At 67.2% G+C, this 18,330-nt stretch carries 21 protein-coding genes; 14 read left to right on the top strand and 7 right to left on the bottom strand.

What is annotated here, in order from left to right; all coding sequences use genetic code 11:
• The first annotated feature begins 9 nt into the window (after nt 1–9).
• The 7 genes from MicroSTF_RS12405 to pknB are packed head-to-tail and all read left to right on the top strand — an operon-like array spanning nt 10 to nt 8,867.
• Nucleotides 10–735 (top strand): FhaA domain-containing protein, encoded by a 726-nt coding sequence (locus tag MicroSTF_RS12405; protein WP_031208169.1) that lies wholly within the window; start codon nt 10–12, stop codon nt 733–735.
• Nucleotides 732–1,253 carry an FHA domain-containing protein gene (locus tag MicroSTF_RS12400; protein ID WP_322955964.1) on the top strand — a complete coding sequence of 174 codons (522 nt, stop codon included), beginning with the start codon at nt 732–734 and terminating at the stop codon, nt 1,251–1,253. The genes MicroSTF_RS12405 and MicroSTF_RS12400 overlap by 4 nt, the downstream gene beginning before the upstream one ends.
• 7 nt (nt 1,254–1,260) lie before the next feature.
• Complete coding sequence (locus tag MicroSTF_RS12395) at nt 1,261–2,562, top strand: PP2C family protein-serine/threonine phosphatase (RefSeq protein ID WP_021201357.1); 1,302 nt, start codon at nt 1,261–1,263, stop codon at nt 2,560–2,562.
• Nucleotides 2,559–3,944 carry an FtsW/RodA/SpoVE family cell cycle protein gene (locus tag MicroSTF_RS12390; protein WP_021201358.1) on the top strand — a complete coding sequence of 462 codons (1,386 nt, stop codon included), beginning with the start codon at nt 2,559–2,561 and terminating at the stop codon, nt 3,942–3,944. The genes MicroSTF_RS12395 and MicroSTF_RS12390 overlap by 4 nt, the downstream gene beginning before the upstream one ends.
• Before the next feature lies 1 nt (nt 3,945).
• Nucleotides 3,946–5,400 carry a peptidoglycan D,D-transpeptidase FtsI family protein gene (locus MicroSTF_RS12385; protein ID WP_029268158.1) on the top strand — a complete coding sequence of 485 codons (1,455 nt, stop codon included), beginning with the start codon at nt 3,946–3,948 and terminating at the stop codon, nt 5,398–5,400.
• Nucleotides 5,397–7,133 carry a protein kinase domain-containing protein gene (locus tag MicroSTF_RS12380; protein ID WP_031208170.1) on the top strand — a complete coding sequence of 579 codons (1,737 nt, stop codon included), beginning with the start codon at nt 5,397–5,399 and terminating at the stop codon, nt 7,131–7,133. The genes MicroSTF_RS12385 and MicroSTF_RS12380 overlap by 4 nt, the downstream gene beginning before the upstream one ends.
• A 45-nt stretch (nt 7,134–7,178) precedes the next feature.
• Nucleotides 7,179–8,867: a Stk1 family PASTA domain-containing Ser/Thr kinase gene (gene pknB, locus MicroSTF_RS12375; protein WP_031208171.1), complete on the top strand. Its 1,689-nt coding sequence runs from the start codon at nt 7,179–7,181 to the stop codon at nt 8,865–8,867.
• 33 nt (nt 8,868–8,900) lie between these two features.
• On the opposite strand, the gene MicroSTF_RS12370 is transcribed toward pknB, so the two are convergent.
• From MicroSTF_RS12370 to MicroSTF_RS12360, 3 genes are read right to left on the bottom strand one after another with little or no spacing between them, the layout of a single operon-like run.
• Nucleotides 8,901–9,533, bottom strand: a complete 633-nt coding sequence (locus MicroSTF_RS12370; protein WP_167254957.1) for an anthranilate synthase component II — start codon at nt 9,531–9,533, stop codon at nt 8,901–8,903.
• Entirely contained in the window at nt 9,530–9,685 is a 156-nt protein-coding gene (locus MicroSTF_RS12365) for a hypothetical protein (protein WP_021201363.1), read from the bottom strand. The genes MicroSTF_RS12370 and MicroSTF_RS12365 overlap by 4 nt, the downstream gene beginning before the upstream one ends.
• Before the next feature lie 28 nt (nt 9,686–9,713).
• Nucleotides 9,714–10,508 carry a class E sortase gene (locus MicroSTF_RS12360; RefSeq protein ID WP_029259477.1) on the bottom strand — a complete coding sequence of 265 codons (795 nt, stop codon included), beginning with the start codon at nt 10,506–10,508 and terminating at the stop codon, nt 9,714–9,716.
• Nucleotides 10,509–10,621: 113 nt separating this feature from the next.
• Here MicroSTF_RS12360 and MicroSTF_RS12355 point away from each other — a divergent pair, with 113 nt between their 5' ends.
• The gene (locus MicroSTF_RS12355; protein ID WP_021201365.1) at nt 10,622–10,861 is read left to right on the top strand and encodes a cell division protein CrgA; all 240 of its coding nucleotides are present in this window, start codon (nt 10,622–10,624) and stop codon (nt 10,859–10,861) included.
• Nucleotides 10,862–11,071: 210 nt separating this feature from the next.
• Here the strand turns inward: MicroSTF_RS12355 and MicroSTF_RS12350 are convergent, their stop codons facing one another.
• A complete protein-coding gene (locus tag MicroSTF_RS12350) occupies nt 11,072–11,971 on the bottom strand; it encodes a rhomboid family intramembrane serine protease (RefSeq protein ID WP_021201366.1) in 900 nt (299 codons plus the stop codon).
• Nucleotides 11,972–11,992: 21 nt separating this feature from the next.
• A complete protein-coding gene (locus MicroSTF_RS12345) occupies nt 11,993–12,550 on the bottom strand; it encodes a peptidylprolyl isomerase (protein WP_021201367.1) in 558 nt (185 codons plus the stop codon).
• Nucleotides 12,551–12,697: 147 nt separating this feature from the next.
• On the opposite strand from MicroSTF_RS12345, the gene MicroSTF_RS12340 reads away from it, so the two are divergent.
• Both MicroSTF_RS12340 and MicroSTF_RS12335 read left to right on the top strand, forming a co-directional pair.
• Nucleotides 12,698–13,198 carry a hypothetical protein gene (locus MicroSTF_RS12340; RefSeq protein ID WP_029259475.1) on the top strand — a complete coding sequence of 167 codons (501 nt, stop codon included), beginning with the start codon at nt 12,698–12,700 and terminating at the stop codon, nt 13,196–13,198.
• A 56-nt stretch (nt 13,199–13,254) separates the two neighbouring features.
• The gene (locus tag MicroSTF_RS12335) at nt 13,255–13,710 is read left to right on the top strand and encodes an aminoacyl-tRNA deacylase (RefSeq protein ID WP_029259474.1); all 456 of its coding nucleotides are present in this window, start codon (nt 13,255–13,257) and stop codon (nt 13,708–13,710) included.
• Nucleotides 13,711–13,734: 24 nt separating this feature from the next.
• Here the strand turns inward: MicroSTF_RS12335 and MicroSTF_RS12330 are convergent, their stop codons facing one another.
• Nucleotides 13,735–14,157, bottom strand: a complete 423-nt coding sequence (locus tag MicroSTF_RS12330; RefSeq protein WP_021201370.1) for an NUDIX hydrolase — start codon at nt 14,155–14,157, stop codon at nt 13,735–13,737.
• 137 nt (nt 14,158–14,294) lie between these two features.
• On the opposite strand from MicroSTF_RS12330, the gene MicroSTF_RS12325 reads away from it, so the two are divergent.
• From MicroSTF_RS12325 to MicroSTF_RS12310, 4 genes are all read left to right on the top strand, one after another.
• Entirely contained in the window at nt 14,295–14,741 is a 447-nt protein-coding gene (locus MicroSTF_RS12325; RefSeq protein ID WP_021201371.1) for a hypothetical protein, read from the top strand.
• Nucleotides 14,742–14,907: 166 nt separating this feature from the next.
• Nucleotides 14,908–16,032, top strand: coding sequence for a M24 family metallopeptidase (locus MicroSTF_RS12320; RefSeq protein WP_029268150.1), 1,125 nt, complete (start codon nt 14,908–14,910; stop codon nt 16,030–16,032).
• 35 nt (nt 16,033–16,067) lie between these two features.
• Nucleotides 16,068–16,442 carry an HNH endonuclease gene (locus tag MicroSTF_RS12315; RefSeq protein WP_021201373.1) on the top strand — a complete coding sequence of 125 codons (375 nt, stop codon included), beginning with the start codon at nt 16,068–16,070 and terminating at the stop codon, nt 16,440–16,442.
• A gap of 30 nt (nt 16,443–16,472) precedes the next feature.
• The gene (locus tag MicroSTF_RS12310; protein ID WP_029268147.1) at nt 16,473–16,934 is read left to right on the top strand and encodes a GNAT family N-acetyltransferase; all 462 of its coding nucleotides are present in this window, start codon (nt 16,473–16,475) and stop codon (nt 16,932–16,934) included.
• Nucleotides 16,935–16,940: 6 nt separating this feature from the next.
• Here MicroSTF_RS12310 and MicroSTF_RS12305 read toward each other — a convergent pair whose 3' ends face one another.
• Nucleotides 16,941–18,194, bottom strand: a complete 1,254-nt coding sequence (locus MicroSTF_RS12305; RefSeq protein WP_167254963.1) for a CDP-alcohol phosphatidyltransferase family protein — start codon at nt 18,192–18,194, stop codon at nt 16,941–16,943.
• Between the last annotated feature and the right edge of the window lie 136 nt (nt 18,195–18,330).

Genomic DNA, 18,330 nt, shown 5'->3' with positions numbered 1-18,330 from the left:
AGGAGCCCAGTGGGACTACTTGACAGCTTTGAGAAGGGTCTCGAACGCGCAGTCAACAGCGCGTTCGCCAAGACCTTCCGCAGCGGCATCCAGCCAGTGGAGATCGCTTCGGCGCTGCGGCGTGAAGCCGATACGAAGGCTGCGGTCGTGAGCCGCGACCGCATCATCGCGCCCAACAGCTTCGTCGTGCGCCTCAGCGCCGACGACGCCGAACGGATGCGCGGGCTCGGTGGTGCCCTCACGGACGAGCTGCACGCTCTTCTCACCACACACGCCAAGTCCCAGGGATACAGCTTCTCCGGACCGCTCGCCATCACTCTCGAGGCCGATGAGAAGGTCGCCACCGGCACGGTGCGTGTGAGCTCGGGAACGGTCGAAGGTCGTGTGACCTGGCAGGCCGTGGTCGACGTCGACGGCCGTCGTCATTCGATCTCCCGTGCCCGCACCGTGATCGGCCGCGGCTCGGATGCCGACATCACGATCGCCGACGCCGGTTCGAGTCGGAAGCACGCCGAGATCCTGTGGGATGGCGAGCGCGCCATGATGCGCGACCTCGGCTCCACCAACGGCACGAAGGTCAACGGCCAGAAGCTGCGCGAAGCCGCGCTCCCGAGCGACACCACCATCACGATCGGACGCACCGATCTGGTGTTCCGCGTCGTCCCGGTCGCGTCACCCTCGCGTCCTGCACCCCGGGGCGACGACGCCACCCGAGCGTTCGGAGCCCTCGGGTGAGTGAACTGATCCTCCTTCTGCTCCGCATCGGGTTCCTCATCCTGATGTGGTTCTTCGTGTTCGGGGTCGTGTATTCGTTGCGTGCCGACCTGTTCGGCGTGCGAGTGCGCAAGCTCCCCGCAGAGGCGGCGGCAGGGTCGGCCGCCGCGCCGGTCGCAGCCCCCGCAGCACCGGTGGCGAAACCGGCATCCGCTCGCCCTTCCACCGGTCCGGCCACGGTCGCGACCGCCAAGCGGCTCGTGATCACCTCCGGCCCCAAAGCGGGCCTCGAGCTGCCGCTCAGCACCGACTCTCTCACGATCGGCCGCTCCAGCGAGTCCGCTCTCGTGATCCGCGACGACTACACGTCCAGTCACCACGCGCGCCTGATGCTGCGCGGCGACAGCTGGGCGATCCAGGACCTGGACTCCACCAACGGCACCTTCGTCGCGGGCCAGCGCGTCTCCGGCTCGCCCGTCGCCCTCTCGCTCGGCACCCCGATCAAGGTGGGCGCCACGACCTTCGAGCTGCGAGCCTGACGCCGGCATGGTCTTCGAGGGCTCGAGCGTCGCGATCTCCCACACCGGGAAGGTCCGCTCCAACAACCAGGATTCCGGATACTCTGGTGCGAATCTCTTCGTCGTCGCCGACGGGATGGGCGGGCACGCCGGCGGAGACGTCGCCTCCAGCATCGCGATCCAGCGTCTGGAGCCCCTCGACCAGCCCTATGCGTCGACCGAAGACGCGCAGGCCTCGCTGCAGGCCGCCGCGACCACCGCAGCGGGCGACCTGATCCGCGCCGCGAAGGACCGCCCGGAACTCGCCGGCCTCGGCACCACGGTCAGCGCGATCATCATGGTCGATGAATACGCGGTCATCGGCCACATCGGCGACTCGCGCATCTACCTGTACCGCGACGACGCACTGACGCAGATCACCGCCGACCACACCTTCGTGCAGCGTCTGGTCGATTCGGGCCGCATCACGCCGGAGGAGGCGCGCTACCACCCCCGCCGTTCCGTGCTCATGCGCGTGCTCAGCGACATGGACTCCGATCCCGAGCTCGACATGTTCGTGATGCACACGCAACCAGGCGACCGGTGGCTGCTCTGCTCCGACGGCCTCTCGGGCGTGGTCGACGAACCGCACATCCTCAAGGCCATGCAGCTCGGCCTCGCGCCCGGCCGCACCGCCGACAACCTCCTCAAGCAGGCTCTCGACGGCGGCGCGCCCGACAACGTCACGATCGTCCTCGTCGACGTGGGCGGGCAGCATCCGATCCACTCGGGCACGCCCACGATCGTCGGCTCGGCATCGAACCCCGACGGCGTCTACGTGCCTCCGGTCCGACCTCCGCGCGGCAACTGGCTGCACCCGGTGCGCCAGGCCGCGAACGAGCCGAGCCACTTCGAGCCGGCTCCCGAGTACCTCGAGGAGCTGATCGAGGAGGATCGCCGTCGCGCCAAGCGCCGTCGTCTCGGCTGGATCGCCGGTGCCCTCGTGGTGATCGTGATGCTCGGCGTCGCCGCCTTCGCCGCCTACAGCTGGACCCAGACGCGCTACTTCATCGGCGCCGACGAGGACAGCGTCGTGATCTTCCAAGGCGTGCAGCAGAACATCGGTCCGATCACGTTGTCGACTCCGGTCGAAGACACCGACATCCTCCTCGCGAATCTGCCTCCGTATCAGCGCGCCTCGGTCGAGCGCACGATCACCGCACGATCTCTGTCCGATGCGATGGCGATCGTCGACCGGCTCCGCGCCGGGGCCGACGCGAACACGATCGAGACCCCGCTGCCCACCCCCATGCCGACTCCTGTCGACACGCCGGCCGGGGGTGAGGGATGAGCACCGACGTCGCCGCCGACACCAGCGTCATCAAGGCGCTCAAGCGCATCCGGATGCCGCAGAACCAGCGCAATCGCGAATTCTGGCTGCTGCTGTTCGCCTGCGCGATCAGCGGAGCCGCCCTCACGCTCGTGCAGCTGGGCGCACTCGGCGTGATCGACCCGATGATCCTGGCTATCGGCGGCGGTCTCGCCGCCCTCGCATTCGCCCTGCATATCGTGCTCCGCTTCGTCGCGTCCGACGCCGACCCGTTCGTCGTGCCCATCGCGACCCTCCTCACCGGCCTCGGCATCGCGATGATCTATCGGATCGACATCGCCTTCGAGAACACCGGCTGGAACGCCTACTCGACCAAGCAGCTCGCGTGGACCGCGATCTCGCTCGCGGGTGCGATCGCGGTCGTCATCCTGTTGCGCAACTACCGCGTGCTGTTCCGGTACACCTACATCTTCGGCCTCGCCGGAATCCTGCTCCTGCTGCTGCCGTTCGTCCCCGGGCTGCGCATCCCCGATGCGAATGCGGCGGTCTGGGTGTCGCTCGGCGGTGCCTTCGCCTTCCAGCCGGGCGAGCTCGCCAAGATCTGCCTGGCGATCTTCTTCGCCGGCTATCTGGTGCGCACCCGCGAGAGTCTGACGTCGGTCGGCAAGCGGGTGCTGGGCATCACCTGGCCCCGTATGCGCGAGCTCGGACCTGTGCTCGTCGTCTGGCTCATCTCGCTGGGGATCATCGTGTTCCAGCGGGACCTCGGAACCGGAACCCTGATCTTCGGGATGTTCGTCGCGATGCTCTACGTCGCGACGGGGAAGACCAGCTGGGTGCTCATCGGCCTGGCCCTCGTGGTCGCCGGCGTGGCACTCGCGACGCAGATCCTCAGCTACGTGCAGGGACGCTTCATCAACTGGCTCTTCCTCTTCGACGCCGACCAGGTCGATCCCGACGGCGCCGGCTACCAGCCCATGCAGGGACTCTTCGGCCTCGCACGCGGCGGACTCATGGGCACCGGGTGGGGTCAGGGCCGTCCCGAGGTCACCCCGCTGGCCCACAGCGACTACATCATCACCAGCCTCGGCGAAGAGCTCGGCCTGATCGGGCTGTTCGCGATCCTCTGCCTCTACATGGTGTTCGTCAGCCGCGGCATGCGCATCGGCCTCGCGGGTCAGGACGATTTCGGAAAGCTGCTCGCCACCGGACTCTCGTTCACGATCGCTCTGCAGGTGTTCATCATGGTCGGCGGCGTGACCCGCCTCATCCCGCTGACGGGTCTGACCACTCCTTTCCTCGCCGCGGGGGGCTCCTCCCTCGTGGCCAACTGGCTCATCGTGGCGCTGTTGCTGCGCATCTCCGACGGTGTGCGCCGTCAGCCCCGGGTGGTGATCGGCTGACATGACCAAGGAACTCCGTCGCCTCAGCATCATCATGCTGTTCATGTTCATCGCACTGTTCGCCGCGACCAGCTGGATCCAGGTCGTCGAGGCGGATGCGCTGGCCCAGAACAGCAACAACAAGCGCACGCGCCTCGACAGCTACGAGATCCAACGCGGATCGATCATCGTCGACGGGGTCGCGATCGCCAACTCGGTGCCGAGCGACGACCGGTACCAGTTCCAGCGCGTCTACACGGATGCGGCGCTGTGGGAACCGGTCACCGGTTACTTCAACCCCGCCTTGGGCTCGAGCACCGGCATCGAGAAGGCCATGAACGCCGAGCTCTCCGGCACGGGGTCGAACGCGTTCCTCGGCGAGGTCGAGCGCATCCTCTCCGGCCAGCCGCAGCGCGGATACAGCGTCGAGCTCTCTCTGAACACTGCGGCGCAGCGGGCTGCCTACGAAGCCCTCGGCGACCTCAAGGGCGCGGTCGTGGCCATGGACCCGAAAACCGGACGCATCCTCGCGATGGTCTCGACTCCCGGCTTCGACACCAACCTGATGGCGACGCATGATGCGAACGCTGCGAACGCGACCTACGATCAGCTGGTCGCCGACGCGAACAAGCCGTTGTCCAACCGGGCGATCGCCGGTGACCTGAACCCTCCCGGCTCGACGTTCAAGGTCGTGGTCGCGGCTGCCGCCTATGCGACCGGCAAATGGACTCCGGATTCCACGCTGCCCAACCCGATCGCGTATACCCTTCCCGGTTCGAGCAACCGCGTCTCCAACGCCTGGGGGGGCACGTGCGGTCCGGGTGAGACGGTCACGATCGCCGAGGCGATCCGTCTGAGCTGCAACATCCCGATGGCCGAGCTGGCCGTCGAGCTCGGTGACGACACCATCCGCGAGATGGCGGACAAGCTGGGCTTCAACCAGTCGTTCGACACGCCGCTCACGTCGACGCCGTCGAGCTACCCGCGCGGTCTCGACGACGCCCAGACCGCGCTGACCGGATTCGGTCAGGGAAAGGTCACGGCGACCCCGCTGCAGATGGCCATGGTCTCGTCCGGATTGGCGAACGACGGCATCGTGATGAACCCGCGGATGGTCGACGCCGTCATCGGCAACGACCTCTCGGTCATCAAGGCTTTCCAGGACAGTGAGTTCGGACGTGCGATGGAGGCCGATGTGGCGAACAACGTGACCGCGGCGATGGTCGCGAGCGTCGCAACGGGCGCGGCCCAGGGTGCAAGAATAGACGGGATCGACGTGGCCGGTAAGACGGGCACCGCAGAGAACGGAAACAGGCCGCACACGTTGTGGTTCACCGGCTTCGCGCCGGCGAACGACCCCGCGGTCGCAGTAGCGGTCGTCGTCGAAGACGGCGGCGGACAGGGACAATCAGGGAGCGGCGACACCATCGCGGCTCCGATTGCGAAGAAGGTCATAGAGGCGGTGCTGGGCAGATGAGGCCGACGCAGGGTGTGTCGTTCGGTGGTCGTTACGAGCTGCAGTCGCGTATCGCGATCGGTGGCATGGGCGAGGTATGGGAGGCGACGGATCACGTCATCGGACGTACCGTCGCCATCAAGATCCTCAAGGACGAGTACATGGGGGACCCCGGGTTCCTCGAGCGTTTCCGTGCCGAGGCGCGGCACGCTGCTCTCGTCAACCATGAGGGCATCGCCAGCGTGTTCGACTACGGCGAGGAGAACGGCAGCGCCTACCTCGTCATGGAACTGGTGCCGGGCGAGGCGCTCTCGACCGTGCTCGAGCGCGATGGTGCGCTGAGCGCCGACAAGACTCTCGACATCGTCGCCCAGACGGCTTCCGCGCTGCAGGCAGCCCACGCGGCCGGTCTCGTGCACCGCGACATCAAGCCGGGAAACCTGCTGATCACGCCCGACGGCCGCGTCAAGATCACCGACTTCGGCATCGCCCGCATCGCCGACCAGGTGCCTCTCACCGCGACCGGCCAGGTCATGGGCACGGTGCAGTACCTCTCGCCCGAGCAGGCGTCAGGTCACCCGGCATCGCCAGCGACCGACACCTACTCGCTCGGCATCGTCGCGTACGAGTGCCTGGCGGGCAAGCGTCCTTTCACGGGCGAGTCGCAGGTGGCCATCGCGATGGCGCAGATCAACGAGCAGCCGCCGCCCCTGCCTCCGACCGTCCCGATCCCGGTGCAGAACCTGGTCATGGCGATGATCGCCAAGAAGCCCAGCGATCGTCCCTCGTCGTCCGCGACGGTGGCACGAGCGGCCCAGGCCCTTCGCCGGGGCGATCTGAACTCCGCGGCCATCGCTGTGCCGGCGATCGCGACCGGTGGTATCGCCGGCGGCGACGACGCGACCCGACTCCTGAATGCCTCCGGCGACGACGGCACCACGCGCATCCTTCCCACCACCGCTCAGCTTCCCACGGAGGAAGCCGTGGAAGAGGAGAAGAAGAAGAAGCGCAGCCCCTGGACCTGGCCGCTGATCGCTCTGATCGCGCTGCTGGTGATCGTGCTCGGCGGCACGGTGTGGGCGATGCTCGCGAACCAGGGCGGCGACGCCGACCCCACGGGGTCGCCGAGCAGCAAGCCGACCCAGACGCAGACGACTCCACCGCCGAACACCCCGACGCCGGAGGTGACGCGAGTGGATGTGACCGCCCTGAACCTGAACGGCATGGACTGCGGCGCGGCCACCTCCACGCTCAAGGGCGCCGGCTTCAACAGCGAGATCACCTGTGTCGACGGAGACCCGGCACCCAGCGATGAAGAGGTCGGAAAGGTCTACCGCGTGGCTCCCACCGGCAACGTGGAGACCACCCAGGCGATGACCCTCACGGTCTACGCCGCTCGTGCCGGTCTGCCGACCCCGACCGACGCCCCGACCATCACGGGCAACCCTGTCGCCGGCTCGACGGTGACCATCTCCTGGGGCACCGGATTCACCTGCCCCAGCGGAACCACTCTCTCCGGCTACGTCGTGTCGGTCCAGAACGGCACCTTCGTCTCGGGCGGCCCGAACTTCCAGCCGACGCAGCGCAACACGCAGGTGAAGATCGCCGACGCCGCGGGACAGCAGCTCATCGTCAGCTACCAGGGCATGTGCTCCGGCGGCGACCAGCGCACCTCCGCCGCGTCTCCGCCGCTCTCGGTGACGATCACGGCGGCCACCGACCCCGGCGATGGGAACAGCGGCACCGACGGGTAATCTGTAGTTCCAGTTCAGCAAGCGTAGTTTCCAGGGGGGTCTTCCGTGTCCACAGAGCCACAAGTCATCGCGGGTCGGTACCGCGTCGACGAGCTCATCGGGCATGGCGGAATGGCGAAGGTGTACCGCGGGTACGACCTGACGCTCGGGCGCGAGGTCGCGATCAAGATCCTCGATGCCGACCTTGCGCGCGACACCACCTTCCGTAACCGGTTCCGCCTCGAGGCCCAGGCGGCGTCGCGCATGTCGCATCCGTCGATCGTCCGCGTGTTCGACGCCGGCGACCCTTCGACGAGCGAGATCGGCTCCACGGAACCGCCGTACATCGTGATGGAGCTCGTCAAGGGCACCCTCCTCAAGGACATCATCGCCGCCGGCCCGGTGCCGGCCACCGATGCGGTCCGCTACGTCGACGGAATCCTCGAGGCGCTCGACTACTCGCACCGCGCCGGTGTCGTGCATCGCGACATCAAGCCCGGCAACGTGATGGTCACCGACAAGGGTCAGGTCAAGGTGATGGACTTCGGCATCGCCCGAGCCGTCTCCGACTCGTCGTCGACCGTCGCCGAGACCACCCAGATCATCGGGACCGCCGCCTACTTCTCACCGGAGCAGGCGAAGGGCGAACCCGTCGATGCTCGTGCCGACCTCTACTCCACCGGTGTCGTGCTGTACGAGCTGCTCACGGGGCGGCAGCCGTTCCGTGGCGAGTCGCCGGTAGCGGTCGCCTATCAGCACGTCAGCGAGACTCCCGTTCCTCCCACCGAGGTCAACGAGGACGCCCCACGGAATCTCGACCCGATCGTGCTCCGCGCGCTCGCCAAGGACCCGTACCAGCGCTATCCGGATGCCGCGCACTTCCGCGCGGCGCTCGATTCCGCGATGACGGGAAACGCTCCGACCCGCAAGGAGCTCGGTGCGCTGACCAGCGAGCTGTACGGGGCGAGCCCGCGGCAGGCGCAGGAGACCGCGCGATCGCTTCGCCAGTTGAGCACGGACACGACCATGACCAGAACCCAGTCCGGTCCTCCGGTCGCCTGGATCTGGGCGGGCGTGGCGCTGCTCGCCGTGTTGTTGGCCTCCGTGCTGTTCTGGGTCGTCACGATTAGCATGCGGCCCACTGAGGTGTCGAGCACGTCGCGCACCATCCCCAACCTCGTCAACGTGTCTTCGGAACGGGCGCAGGACGACCTCGCCGCACTCGACCTCTCATCGAAGATCGTGATCGAGACGAGCTCCGAGGTGACGGAGGGGAACGTGATCCGCACCGACCCCGAAGCGGGAGTGTCGGTGGAAGAGGGTTCCACGATCACCCTGTACGTCTCCAAGGGCGAGGAGACCGTGGTGATGCCGAAGATCGAGGGGATGGCCCTCGACGATGCCACGAAGGCCCTCACGGCGGCCGGCCTCGAACTCGGGACCGTCATCCAGCGCAACGACAAGGCCCTGGCGACGAACACGGTCATCTCCGCCAGCGAGAAGGCCGATGCGGAGTTGGATCCGGGAACCGTCGTCAATCTCGTCGTGGCCAGCGGCAAGGTCACGCTGACCGACCTCGTCGGCTGGACCGTCGATGCCGCCACGACAAACCTCGCGGACCTCGGTCTGGTCGCTGTGCCGACGGAGACCGCGGAGTGCCCCGCGACGGAGCCGACCACGGTCCACTCGATGTCGGTGGCGCCGGGTGACGTTCCGGTGGGCTCCTCGGTCCAGATCTTCTTCTGCACCGGATAGCACCGTCGGGCGTATGCCCCCGCCCGACGCTGTTCAGCGAGCCAGCGGGTGAAGTTCCTCAGCGCGCCCGACGGCGTTCTCGTCGCCGCACAGCTCCAGCCAGTTCGCCAGGAGCCGGTAGCCTCCCTCGGTGAGCACGCTCTCCGGATGGAACTGCACGCCCCAGAGGGGCTGATCGCGGTGAGCCAGAGCCATCACGGTTCCGTTCTCGGTCCAGGCGGTCACGACGACTTCGGAGGGCAGATCGGAGGCCGCCAGCGCGAGGGAGTGGTAGCGACCGGCGTCGAACGGCGAAGGGATCCCGGCGAACAACGCGGAGCCGTCGTGCGTCACCGCCGAGACCATGCCGTGCATGAGCTCGGGCGCTGCGGCGACCGGAGCCCCGAACGCCTCGCCGATCGTCTGATGCCCGAGGCACACCCCGAGCGTCGGCACCCGCAGGCGAGCGGCGATGCGCACCGCGTCGAGCGACGCCCCCGCGTCGACGGGTGCACCGGGGCCCGGAGAGAGCATCAACGCGTCGTACTCGGGAAGGATCCGCTCCAGCTGAGCCGCATCCGTGGCATCGGATTCGATCATCACCGTGTGCGCGCCGAGCTCGCTCAGGTATCCGACCAGTGTGTGCACGAAGCTGTCGTGGTTGTCGACCACGAGAACTCGCGTCATTCGACGTCGACCTCACCGGGGGCGATGATCGGGCTCACCCAGGGGAACACGTACCAGAACAGGCCATAGAGCACGGCGGCGATGACGACCACGAGGATGAGCACACGCAGCCACCACGGTCCGGGCAGCAGGCGCCAGAGTGCGGCGTACATCAGTCTTCTCCCTTATGACGGTCCACGATCACACGGATGGTGCGGCCGGCGGGGGCGGCGGGTCGGTCAGCGCGGTCGGCGGTCCCTCGGCCCGCGGCTGGAAGCTCTCGAACACCCCGTAGGCGACGATGCGCTCCGCCAGCGAGTACAGAGGCGAGCAGGCGGTGAGGGTGATGTACTGCTCGCCGGTCTGCTGCTCCGGCATCTGCGGCACATCGGCGAGCACATCGGTCTGCGAGGGCTTCACATACTCGAGCGTACGGAAGCGGTAGGTGTACCAGCCGTCGGGCGTCTCGACGACGATCGCGTCGTTCAGCTGCAGCTTGTCGAGTTGGTTGAACGGCTTGCCCCACGTCGTGCGGTGCCCGGCCAGGGAGAAGTTTCCGACCTCGCCGGGCATCTTGGAGTTCGTGTAGATTCCGATGCCCTGTTGATCGAGCGTGCGCGCACGGCTCGTGCCCCCGAAGATCCCGAAGTTGTACTCGGCTCCGAAACGGGGGATGTGCATCTGGCCGAACCACTGCGCGTCGGCCGGGGCTGCGGGCACGGGTGGGATGTAGGTGGAGGTGCCGTCTTCGCCCTCGACGACCGGGGGGAGCGCGGGTGCCTCCGCCTGCGCGAGGGCTTGGGAGACGGCGGCACCCTCGTCGTTCTTCTGTGCACTGATGATGATGTCGCCGATCCACATCTGCCAGGCCACGAAGAGGAGAACGACCACGCCTGCCGTCAGAAGGAGCTCGCCGAGTACGCTCGCGAACGTCGCACGGGAGCGTGGTCGCTGCCGGCGCGGACGTCGCCCCCCAGGCGCGACGGATGCAGTCATGCGGTGATCATATCCGGGAACGCTGGGCGGATGCCGTGGCGTCACCGTCTCGCCCTCTGTCCCAGGGCCTGCTCGACCTCGTCCGAGACAGGTCTCATGGGTACAATGACGGAATGGCACGTGACCGCAAGACTGAAGAACCCGCCGTCGAGCGCGCTGAAGGCGACGCCGCTCCCAACGCCGTGTGGTTCAAGCCGGTGATGATCGGGTTCATGCTCCTGGGTCTCGCCTGGATCCTGGTGTTCTACATCTCCGGCATGCAGTACCCGATCCCGGGTCTCTCCAATTGGAACCTGGCGATCGGACTCGGTATCGCGCTGATCGGATTCCTGATGACCACCCGCTGGCGCTGACGCCTCACTCCTTCTTCCAGAAAGGCCCTCTCGCGATGCGAGAGGGCCTTTCTCATGTCAGCAGCGAAGTACGACTCACGTAAGGGAACGGCCCCGTTCCCGCCCCACAAGCCACCCAGAGCGAAAGTTATCCACAGCCCTCTCCACAGCCTGGGGAGAATTACACCGTTGTTATTCACAGGGGTTAACAACCCTGTTAACAACTCTGGATCAGGACAAAAGGATGAGCGGCGGCACGAACGCCACCACAACGATCAACAGGACGACCAGAGCGGAGAGCAGCACGATCTGCAGGGTGCGCTGGTCTCGTCGCTTCGTCTTGACGTAGATGAACGCCACCAGGGCTCCGATGAGCAGGCCGCCGAGATGCGCCTGCCAGGAGATCCGTCCGCCGCCGAATACCAGGCCGTAGACGAAGTTGATGCCGAGGATCACGAGAAGACCCGTGACGTTGGCACCGAGGTGTCGACCGACGATGAGTAGAGCGGCCATCATGCCGAAGATCGCGCCGGAGGCACCGACGGTCGAGGTCAGCGGCGCGAGCACCGCCACCATGACCGAGCCGCCGAGACCACTGATGAGGTAGAGAGCGAGGAAGCGAACGCGACCGAGCATGGGCTCGAGGCTTTGTCCGAGCATCCACAGGGCCAGCATGTTGAGCGCGAGGTGGATGAAGCCGCCATGGGCGAAGATCGCGGTCAGCAATCGCCAGGGCTCGAAGGGCAGCGGCGACAGGTTCGGATACAGATACGGCGCCGCGAAGAGCAGTTGGCCGGTGATCTGCTCGCCGATACCAGGGATCAGCTGCAGCAGTCCGATGAACGACGTGACCGCGAGCAGCGCGTAGGTCACCACCGGCTTGCCGCTGCGAGCCATCGCCATGCTCGCTCCACCGCTGCCGCCCCAACGACGGGCCGCCTTCTTCTGGGCCGGGGTGCGGTTCTTGCGGTCGGCGTTCATGCACTCCGGGCAGATGACGCCGACGGGCGCCTGCGTCTGGCACTCGGGGCAGATGGTGCGCATGCACCGTTGGCAGAGCACGAAGCTCTGCCGATCCGGATGCCGGTAGCAGAAGTTGTCGCGATTGCTCGTGAACTCAGGCGTGGTCATCCGGATCGGCCGCAGCTGTCGTCAGGCCGCGACGATGTCGATCGACTGCAGCACGACCGGCTCGACGGGACGGTCGCCCGCACCGGTCTGCACGGCGCCGATCGCGTCGACGACGGCCTTGGAAGCGTCATCGGCGACCTCGCCGAAGATCGTGTGCTTGCCCTGCAGCCACGGCGTCGGGTCGGTGGTGATGAAGAACTGCGAACCGTTGGTGCCCTCGGGCTTGCCGGTGATGGCGTTGCGGCGGAGACCGGCGTTGGCCATGGCGAGGATGTAGGGCTCGTTGAAGTTGAGCTCCATGTTGATCTCGTCGTCGAAGTTGTAGCCGGGGCCGCCGACGCCCTGTCCGAGCGGGTCGCCGCCCTGGATCATGAAGTTCGGGATGATGCGGTGGAAGATGACGTCCTTGTAGAGGGGTCCCTCGCCGGGCTTGCCGGTGGCGGGATCGGTCCACTCCTGGGTGCCGTCGGCGAGGCCGACGAAGTTCTTGACCGTCTTCGGGGCGTGGTCACCGAAGAGGTTGATGACGATGTCACCGTGGTTGGTGTGCAGGGTTGCGACATGAGAAGCGTGAGCCATGTCCTCATTCTCGCAGAGCTTCCGGTGAGTTGGCCGTGGTATCTACCCCTGATGAGGCGAAGAAGCAAGGGCCGGGCGATTCCCGCCCGGCTTCCAGCCTCTCGTGGCAAGATGGGGAACCCGTACTCCAATGGACAGGAGAGCATCGTGAGCCTCAGCCGCAAGCGGAAGAAGGAACTGCGTCGTCTTCAGAACGACGCGAACCAGCTCTGGGAGAACCAGCAGGTGCTCGTCGGTCACGCCGCCGATGTCGCCCGTGAGGCCGGCCGTCAGCTCGGCAACCTCAATCGTGAGCAGGTCGTGCCGGTCATCCAGGACACGTACAACCGCCGTGTCGCCCCGGTCGTCGACCGTGGCGTGAAGATCGGCAAGCACGTCGTCGACGACAAGTTCGTCCCGATCGTGGGCGGAGTTGTCGGTTCGGCACTCAGCGCGTGGGACGTCGCCAACGCCAAGCGCCACGGCGTCGCCGTGCAGGTGCGCAAGGCGACCAAGCCGCAGAAGTCGGGACCGGGCCTCGGCTCCGTCATCGCGATCATCCTCGGCGCTGCTGCGGCCGTCGGTGTGCTCTACGCCGCGTGGCAGACTCTGCGCGCCGACGATGAGCTCTGGGTCGCGGACGACCCGCTCGCCGCACCCGACGCGTGACCCCGTCTGATCCCGCCTCCGTCGCCTCCGGTGACGGAGGCGATCAGCATGCACGGGTGCGGGACGCGGCGGCCGCTCGAGGGCTCGACATCGAGATCCGTGAACGTCCCGCCGCCGGCAGCCTGTTCGAGGCGGCCGAGCTCCTCGGCATCCCTCCGTCGGGCATCGTGAAGACCCTCGTGGTGAAGCGGTCCGATGACACCTTCCTGTTCGCCCTGGTACCCGGCGGCCGCTCGATCTCCTGGCCGAAGCTGCGCGCGCTGGTCGGGGTGAACAAGTTGCGATTGCCGGAGCCCGAATTGGCGCTCGCGGCAACCGGTTACGAACGCGGAACCATCGTGCCGATCGGCAGCACCACGGACTGGCCGATCTACGCCGACGAGTCGATCGTCGGTCAGCGCATCGCCATGGGTGCGGGGGCTCACGGATACAGCCTGTTCGTCGACGCCGACGACCTGCTCGCGGCCTACGGCGCCACCGTCGCCGACATCTCCGTCCCCGAAGAGCGCTGATCCCGGGCGGCGGCGCAGCTCCTGTCAGAGGATGCCGGCCATCCGCAAGGCGATGTCAACCAGCTTGACGCGCTGCAGCTCGGCAACCGCCTTCAGGGGGAACCACTCCGCCATGTCGGTCGAGCCGCCGGTCTCGAAGCGCAGTTTGCCGCCCGTGACCTCGGCCCGATACAGGATCCGCAGGGTATGCAGCGGATCTGCAGCCTTCTGCACGCGTCGACCGGCGGGGATCACCCGCGAGTGGATGCCGAGGAGTTCACCGACCTTGACCGTGTAACCGGTCTCCTCGCGCAGCTCACGACGCACGGCATCCTCCGGAGACTCTCCCGCTTCGAGTCCGCCGCCCGGCATCGTCCATGCCACCCGGCGACCCTCGGTCCAGCGCGCCAGCAGCAACCGCCCGTCGTCATCGGTGACGACCGCGTACGCCGCCACACGCAGGTCCATGGATCACACACTATCCGTCGGCGACGACAGTCGATGACCGTGCGTCCTGCCGAGATCGATCACGAATCGAGAAGCGCATCGCCACCCGGCGTCCGTAGTGTGATCTGCACACCGGACGCACGTCGAGAGGACCGATCATGGCCGAGAAAGAGAAGAACTTCAGCGCTGAGGAACGCGAGGCCATGCAGGCCGCCGCGAAGGAGGCCCGCACCCGGCGCTCCCGCGCGAAGAAGTCCCCGGAAGAGCTTCGAGCGGCGGGAGAGGCCGACATCAAGGAGGCGATCGAGAAGCTCACTCCCGAAGACCAGGCGCTGTCGAAGAAGCTGCACGCCTTGGTCTCGGAGGTCGCCCCGGAGCTCGTACCGCGCACCTACTACGGAATGCCGGCATGGGGCCGCGACGGCAAGGTGCTCTGCTTCTTCCAGCCGGCCAGCAAATTCAAGGTGCGCTACGGCACGTTCGGGTTCGAGCCCATCTCGAACCTCGACGACGGCACCGTCTGGCCTACTGCCTACGCGGTGACCGACCTCACGAAGGCCGATCTGGAGTTCCTCGCCGAGCGCATCCGCGTCGCCATCAGCTGACCACCGCGGAGGGGGAGCGGCTGAACGACCGCGCCCCCTCCGTTCAGCCGTCGATGATCTGCGGCATTGCGACCGGGGCGAGTCGCTCAGCCCCGACCGTGCGCGCGGAGCGGATCGAACCGCGAATCGGATGCCCTGCGAGCACCCGCGCAGTAGCGTGGAGCCCGTGAGCACATTGCCCTTCCCCGCTTCCGTGTACGCCGCCCGCCTCAGCCGTGCCGCATCCCTCGCCGCCGAGGCCGGGCTCGACGCCATCATCGTGGGCCCGGGTCCCGATCTGCAGTATCTGGTGGGCGTCGAAGGCGACACCATCGAACGACTCACTGCGCTGGTCATCGGCCCCGACGTCGCGCCGACGATCGTGGTCCCGCGGATGGAGCTCGCGAAGGTGCGCACCACGGCGGTCGGAGAGCTCGCACTCGCCGTCGCCGACTGGGTCGACGGCGAAGACCCGTACGCACTGATCACCGCATCCGTCGGCACCGTGTCGCGCGTCGGCGTCTCCGATGCCCTCCCCGCCCTGCACGTGATCCCGATCGGTGAGCGACTGGGTGTGCGTCTCGAACTCGCGACGCCCGTGCTCCGCGAGGGCCGCATGGTCAAGGACGCCGAGGAGATCACCGAGCTTCGCCGCGCCGGAGAGGCGATCGATGCGGTGCACCGCCGCGTGCACGAGTGGCTTCGGGCCGGACGCACCGAGCGCGCGGTCGCCGCCGACATCGCCGATGCCATCGTCGCCGAAGGACACCGCACGGTGGAGTTCGTCATCGTAGGATCCGGCCCGAACGGCGCCGATCCGCACCACGAGGTCTCGGACCGCGTGATCGAGGACGGCGACATCGTGGTGGTCGACATCGGAGGGGCAGTGCCGAGCGGTTACAACTCCGACAGCACCAGGACCTACGTCGTCGGCACTCCCGACCCCGCTGCCGCCGAGCGCATCGCGGTGCTCGTGCGCGCTCAGCAGGCAGCAGTGGACGCCGTGCGTCCTGGCGCCACCGCGGCGGAGGTGGATGCTGCGGCGCGAAACGTTCTCGCCGACGCCGGGCTGGGTGAGGCGTTCCTGCACCGCACCGGCCATGGCATCGGCGTCTCGGTGCACGAGGAGCCGTACATCGCTCCGGGCAACGACCTGGTGCTTCGCGAGGGCATGGCGTTCAGCATCGAGCCAGGTATCTATTTCGCCGGCTCCTGGGGTGCCCGCATCGAGGACATCGTGGTCGTGACCGCGGTCGGCGGCGAGCGGTTGAATCTCGCGCCACATGAGCTGACCTCGGTGGGCCAGGGCTGAGGCGCGTCGAGCGCTCACCGCGATAGCATCGGCCCATGCGCCGCCGCCGCAAGGTCTCTTCCGCCACCGCGTCGCCGGCGACCCGTGCCCGCTATGCCAAGCGCCGACAGAACCGGCTCGCCCGCGTCGACAACGACCTCACCGACGAGCAGTGGTACGACTTGATGGATGCCTGGGGCGGGTGCGCGTACTGCGGTGGGGACGGTGCCGCCCTGCAACGCGACTGCATCCAACCCGTGTCGCGCGGCGGCCGCTACACGCTCGAGAACGTCGTCCCGGCGTGCGCCTCGTGCAACGCGAGCAAGCACAACGACGAGGTCACCGGCTGGCTGCGGCGCAAGAAGCTCGACGAACGCACGTTCCTGGTTCGTCACGCCACGATCCTGCGGAGCCTTCGACCCGTCGAGTGAACCTCCGCACCACTTCGTTACTCTCGAGTCATGACGACGATCGCACCGATCACGACCGAGGACCGTGCCGAGTGGGACGACCTGTGGAGCGGCTATCTGTCCTTCTATGAGGAAGCCCTCGACCCCGCGACCACGGATGCCACCTTCGAACGCCTCATCGACGCCGATTCCGGCGTCCATGGCGCGCTCGCCCGCGACGAGAGCGGCACCGCAGTGGGGATCGTCCACTGGTTGACGCACCCCTCGACGTGGGCGACGACGGACTACTGCTACCTCGAAGACCTGTTCGTCGCACCCGGCGTGCGCGGTGGCGGGGTCGGCCGGGCTCTGATCGCGCACGTCCGCGCATGGGCTGAGCAGCAGGGCGCGGCGAAGGTCTACTGGCTCACGGCCGAGACGAACACCACCGCGCGCGGACTCTACGACCGCCTCGCCACCCGCTCGGGGATGATCCACTACGAGATCGACCTCGAGACGGGCACCGAGGCCTGACGAGCTTCAGCCTTCGCGCACACTCAGCTTCTGCGTGATCATGGCACGGGCGTACTGGGACGCCGCGATGTAGTGACCGACGATCCCGATCAGGAACAGCAGGAACGACATCCCGACGATCCAGCTCAGCGATTCCAGACCCGACTCACTCAGCGCACTGCCGAGGAGGACGCCGAGGAGTCCGACGAAGATCAGAGCCGTCCGGACCTTCCCGACCATCGTGACCGGGACTGCCGGGTTTCCTCGGAAGAAGAGCAGGGCGGCCGATCCGAGCAGGACGTCGGGGATGAGCAGCAGCACGAGCGTCTCCCACGGGATGAGATGCCCGAGCGTGAAGGCGACGGCCGTGACGACCACCGTGATCCGGTCGGCGACCGGATCGAGCCAGGTGCCGAGGGCGGAGACGCTGTTCGTCCGCCGCGCGAGCCAACCGTCGAGCCAATCCGTCAGGAAGACCAGGCCGATGACGACCAGCGCGGCCCACAGCATCCTGGCGGTGATCAGCCAGAGGAACACCGGCAGCAGGAGCAGGCGGATCCCGGTGATGAGGTTGGGCCACGTGCGCCATTCGTCTTCACGGAAGAGACGGTCGACGACGGTGGGCTGGATGGGCGCAGCATCATCGGTCGCATCGACGGCGCGTGCGAGCGACCGGGTGCGGATGAATCGCACCGCGAAGAAGACGACGACGCCGGCGACCACGACGAGGAGCAGCACGTTGCTGATCGGTCCCAGCGCCTTGGTGACGGCGTCGAGGGATGCCCTCAACAGGAACCCGACGCTGACGTAGATCGCAGCCCAGGTCGCTGCTCCGGCGAGCGAGGCGAGCAGGAACGACGGGTACCTCACCTTCGCAACGCCCGCAGCAGCCGGGGTCAACGTGCGAACGACAGGGACGAGTCGTGTGAGGAAGACGGCGATCGCACCGCGCCGGTGGAGGATCTCGACGGCCCGATCCCATCGATCGATCCCGAGTCGCTTGACCAGTTTGAGGTCACGCATGCCGACGCCGAAGTGTCGCCCGAGGAGATAGCCGACGTGGTCTCCCGCGCTTCCCGCGACGACGACCACGAGGAACATCACCACCACCGCCCAGACGTCGGAGAGCGAAGCGGAGAGGAAGACGACGATCGTCTCACCGGGCAGGAAGAAGCCGAGGCCCAAGCCGTTCTCGAGGAAGGCGAACAATCCGCCGAGGGCCCAGACCAGAGGGTCGGGAAGGGCTGATGCGGTCGTCCTCACCCATTCGAGGATGTCCATGTGTCTCCTGAGTCTTGCGAGCTGGAGCCGGCCCTGCCATGTGCGGGGGCGACATTGATCTGAAGCAGCTCAGCACGAGGCAAGCTCTACATGGGTAACACGCTACGTGAAGTATTCACTCCCTCGCGTCGTCCAC

Source organism: Microbacterium sp. STF-2 (assembly GCF_034650155.1).
GTDB lineage: Bacteria > Actinomycetota > Actinomycetes > Actinomycetales > Microbacteriaceae > Microbacterium > Microbacterium maritypicum_A.
The sequence above is the reverse complement of the archived record's forward strand: the minus strand, read 5'-3'. Positions and strand labels throughout refer to the sequence as shown.